Origin of the sequence: Moorena sp. SIO3B2 (assembly GCF_010692525.1) — a bacterium.
In the GTDB taxonomy this organism is placed as follows: domain Bacteria; phylum Cyanobacteriota; class Cyanobacteriia; order Cyanobacteriales; family Coleofasciculaceae; genus Moorena; species Moorena producens.
Window position 1 is genome coordinate 1 of sequence record NZ_JAAHHE010000440.1, and the last position, 4,411, is coordinate 4,411.

The 4,411-nt window shown below is 42.5% G+C and carries 5 protein-coding genes; 2 read left to right on the forward strand and 3 right to left on the reverse strand.

Annotated elements, in window-relative coordinates; translation table 11 throughout:
- A partial coding sequence (locus tag F6K38_RS35620; protein WP_287359783.1) for a mercuric reductase occupies positions 1–1,328 on the forward strand: 1,328 nt, incomplete at its 5' end.
- 99 nt (positions 1,329–1,427) lie between these two features.
- On the opposite strand, the gene F6K38_RS35625 is transcribed toward F6K38_RS35620, so the two are convergent.
- From F6K38_RS35625 to F6K38_RS35635, 3 genes are all read right to left on the reverse strand, one after another.
- Positions 1,428–1,802: a pentapeptide repeat-containing protein gene (locus F6K38_RS35625; RefSeq protein WP_008186913.1), complete on the reverse strand. Its 375-nt coding sequence runs from the start codon at positions 1,800–1,802 to the stop codon at positions 1,428–1,430.
- Positions 1,803–2,311: 509 nt separating this feature from the next.
- A complete protein-coding gene (locus F6K38_RS35630) occupies positions 2,312–2,956 on the reverse strand; it encodes a sigma-70 family RNA polymerase sigma factor (protein ID WP_008186914.1) in 645 nt (214 codons plus the stop codon).
- 142 nt (positions 2,957–3,098) lie between these two features.
- Positions 3,099–3,917, reverse strand: coding sequence for a cysteine dioxygenase (locus F6K38_RS35635; protein ID WP_008186916.1), 819 nt, complete (start codon positions 3,915–3,917; stop codon positions 3,099–3,101).
- A gap of 265 nt (positions 3,918–4,182) precedes the next feature.
- On the opposite strand from F6K38_RS35635, the gene F6K38_RS35640 reads away from it, so the two are divergent.
- The coding region (locus tag F6K38_RS35640) for a hypothetical protein (RefSeq protein WP_287359784.1) at positions 4,183–4,411 on the forward strand (229 nt) is incomplete at its 3' end.

Consider the following 4,411-nt stretch of genomic DNA (forward strand, 5'->3'; position numbering starts at 1 on the left):
GGGATTGTTTAAATGTAGGTTGTGTCCCCTCCAAGTGTTTGATTCGGTCATCTCGGGTAGTGGCTGAGATGCGCAATGCCGGAGCCTTTGGGGTTAAAGTTCCAGATAATATTGAAGTAGACTTCCCCGCAGTGATGGAACGGATGCGTCGGCTACGGGCAGGGATTAGCCATCACGATTCTGCTCAACGCTTTAAAGATACCTATGGTATTGATATATTTTTAGGCAATGGTCGGTTTACCGGTGAGGATACCATTGAAGTAAACGATACTACCCTCAAGTTTAAGAAAGCGGTAATTGCTACAGGAGCAAGAGCAGTGCGACCCCGAGTTGAGGGCATGGAAGAGGCGGGGTATCTCACCAATGAAACGGTATTTTCTCTGACAGAACGTCCCAATCGACTAGCTGTTATTGGTGGCGGTCCAATTGGGTGTGAATTAGCTCAGTCTTTCCGCCGTTTAGGTTGTGAAGTAGTGCTGTTTCATCGCGGTTCTCACATTTTAAATAAAGAAGATGCTGACGCCGCCGATATTGTTCAAAAAGTCTTTTTAAAAGAAGGTATCCGTTTAGTCCTGGGTGCCCAATTGAACCGGGTCGAGAAGACAGAGGCAGGTAAAACCTTACACTTCAATAGCTGCACTGGTTTGGAAGAGTCGGTCACAGTAGATGAAATTTTGATTGGTGCTGGACGTGCGCCCAATGTAGAAGGGTTAAATTTGGAACTGGTCGGGGTAGAGTATGACCAGCGTAAAGGAGTTAAGGTGAATGATTACCTTGAAACTACCAATCCCAAAATTTATGCTGCTGGTGATATTTGCATGGACTGGAAGTTTACCCATGCAGCGGATTCAGCAGCACGGATTGTGATTAAGAATACTCTATTTTCTCCCTTTGGCTTCGGTAAATATAAACTGAGTAATTTGGTTATGCCTTGGGCAACCTATACTGATCCAGAAATTGCCCATGTGGGGATGTATGAACATGAAGCTCAAGCCAAAGGGTTTAATGTTAATACGATTAAAATTCCCTTTAGTACTGTAGACCGAGCGATCGCAGATGGCGAAGAAGAGGGATTTGTTAAAATTCACCACAAGAAAGGGTCAGATCAAATCCTGGGAGCAACTATTGTGGCAACTCATGCAGGGGAAATGATTTCTGAAGTGACTACAGCAATTGTCCATAAGATTGGTTTGAGTAAGCTTTCGAGCGTAATTCATCCCTATCCAACTCAAGCAGAAGGAATTAAAAAAGCGGCAGATGCCTATCGCCGTACCCTCTTAACACCAAGAACTAAAACATTTTTAGAATTCCTGACTAAGCTTTCTTAGGGAAAAAGGAGCGTTGCTTAATCATTCCATGATTAAGCAACGGCGTTTTATCTGGAGATGATTGCCAGTAGGCATCTAGGAAGCTAAATCTTGAGTAAATCAGGAAACAACCCTACCATCAGGCATAACCGTACCCCATACTTCTGCATCCTTCCAGTCTACTTCAGCGAGATCCCCACCCTTGAAATTGGCAGCTCTCAAATCTGCTCCACTTAGGTTTGCTCCAGCAAGTTTCGCTCGACCTAGATTTGCCCTGTGAAGCTTGGCATCAGTCAAATTAGCTTTTTCCAATCCCGCACAACGCAACTTAGCCCCACTCAAATCAGCTCGGCTCAGGTTAGCCCCGCTTAAATCTGCTCGACTCAGATTCACACCACTAAGGTTGATACCACTCAGATTAGCTTGAACTAGGTTGATAGCACAAAAATCTCGTTCCCCTGCTGCATACCTTTCTTGGAGTTCTTTGCTATTCATGTCGCCTTACCCCGATTTTACTTTAGTTAAAGGTTTCTATTAAAGAGAGTAAAAATATTGCCCAACGTGACAAACTCAAACATTTTTTTTTCATAGCTAATAAACGCACAAAAGTGCCTGTGTACTAACAGTTTCACAGTCATCTTTGTAATTTAACTACAATTACTAGTTATTTATAGGGTGCATATCAATACCTGAAATTAGGCAAAAATCATAATAAAATTCCTACAATAATCACACTCCTCACAACCACACTCCTCACAACCACACTCCTCACAACCACACTCCTCACAACCACACTTACTTTATTGTTTAGAAAGATGAGATGGGGTGCATCTCATATTTGTAAAAAAGTTGTGTAGGGTGCGTTAGGGGGGGCTCATTTTCCGCTTCGTAGCCAGGCTTTGGATAGCCCGCCCCGTAACGCACCACCGTGTCAAACAGCAAAAATGAGATGCACCCGATGAGATGCTCCCTATCTAGAATTTTATTTTGCTCACCAATCCCGTTTATAAATAAAGTTTGCGAAGCTTATTGAGTGCTCGAAACTTTTTTTGCCGAATATTTTCTGCCGTATACCGGGGATAGCCCTTATGTTCTAAATGACTGGCAATTTCAGCACAGGAAAGCTTTTTAAAATAGAACAACTCCAAAATTTCTGAGTCTTGATCAGGAAGTTGTGTTATCTTCTCCCATACTTCCACGTTCTCTATATACTGCATAGGGTGAGTGTGACGGGCAAATGGAAGCACATTACTCTGACCAATCGAGAGTGAACTTTCCCACTGTTGGGAACTAATATCTAAAAACCTCTTATGATCACGGTGGAGTCCCCTTATGTAATTCAAGATAACTTTTCGGACCCAAGCTTTTGGATTAATAATTGGCTCTCTTAATTCACCCTTAATTATAACCAGGTAAAGTCCCTCATCAACGTCTAAATAGGACTCTAGTTTCCCGGATTCGATTAGTTTTTGGACAAGTAAAAAGACATCGTTTATAATGTCTTTATGGGTATACTTGCTATTAAGATTAAATTGGCACAGCCAAACTTTTATTTTAATCGATAGTGAATCTAAAAGGTTGGCAAGTTCTTCCTGTTCCATCATTTCACCCTGATCGGAGCAATTTTGATCTGTTTGGGGTTTTAGCATTTGAATTGTTTTCCTGATAATGCACACTGGTGTAAATGAAATCACTTATATCGTCGTCGATAGGGCAGGCTAGAAAAATATTTTCTGCTCTGCCCAATAACAAAAAGCTAGACTAAATTGTGATCAGCAAGCGCCAAGCCGATCATTTTCGCCTATCAACTAAATCAGGACGAGACTTATCCGGTTCACAATTTTCTAAGGGTTCACAGGATATAAGTCTTTGTTTGAAGAACCGAACATGCACAGTAACGAGTCTCTCTTGAGACTCGTTAGCAAGCTGGTGAGTCTGATGAAATCCAACGCAGACTAACTGACCTTCTATGAACTTTTTCTCGTCCTTTGTTCGGTAGCCCTGTTTTCCGTGCAAGTGCTCCACTGGATCATAAAAGCGGTGGGTAAGGGTTCCTTTGTAGACACGGATTATGGTAATTTTATCTTCGTGGACATGTATTTGTGAAAACTGACCCGGCTCCCAAGAAATAACAGAAATATTACCAAAAGGGGTCGTACAAACTAAGTGGGTATGGTAGTCACTCTTTTTAAAACTAATAGATTGCTCGATTAGCTTTTTACTCAAATTAAGCTTCACCGCAAGGTCTTTGAACCTCTCCATACTCATTTCTTGGGGCGCTATGGCATTTACCTGATAGATAAACTCTTCTAGGGAAAGGAGACCAGAGCAACCTGAAGAGGGAGAAGACTGCAAGGACTGGCTGATCAGCTGATCTACCTTGTCAATGCACTGGTCAAACTGCAGATCTAATACTGCCAGCTCAAACATTTGTGCCATTCTCTTACCATCTTCTTGGGCAAGCTCTTTTTGAGTCGCGAGCTGGTAATACTCTTGAACCAACTCAAAAAGCTCTGGCTGTTCCGGAAGATTATCTGGCTCACAGACTTCTCGCACTATTGTTTTGAGTTGTTCTTTGGAATCTTCTAAAATTTCACATTGACTAAACATAGTGACAAACTTCCAGGTATCTAATAGGCGTTCCTTGATCTACTTTTCAAAAGCGCTTGCTCTTGGAAAGCTTGGTTTCTATAAATAAGAGACCACAGGAAGCGAAACGTGACGCAGAGTTTTGTAAAGAATTATTACGGGTTATCACCACAGGTGCTGGCTAAAAACCAATACCGCCCCTCACCACCCATTCCACTGCTCCCTACCATAACGATAACTGCGCCTGTTCATAGCTAGCCATTCAGTTTTATCCAAAGATTCAGCAATGCCGAGAAAGCTAAAAACCAAAAGCAAAGAGGGTTTTAAGGGATGCAGTCCCTACTCCCGACTCCCGACTCCCGACTCCCGACTCCCTACTCCCTTAGCAATAGATAGTATAAAAAAAATACCATGGCCGTTGGCCACGCTAAACGAACAGAGGAAAACTATGGCAACAGGGATGCTCGTTAACGGAAAATGGACTAACGAAGTCTATCAGCAAGACCCCCAAGGGC

Coding starts and splice junctions, on each gene's coding strand:
- F6K38_RS35625 (WP_008186913.1), bottom strand. CDS start 1,802: ATGAATAGCAAAGAACTCCAAGAAAGGTATGCAGCAGGGGAACGAGAT.
- F6K38_RS35630 (WP_008186914.1), bottom strand. CDS start 2,956: ATGCTAAAACCCCAAACAGATCAAAATTGCTCCGATCAGGGTGAAATG.
- F6K38_RS35635 (WP_008186916.1), bottom strand. CDS start 3,917: ATGTTTAGTCAATGTGAAATTTTAGAAGATTCCAAAGAACAACTCAAA.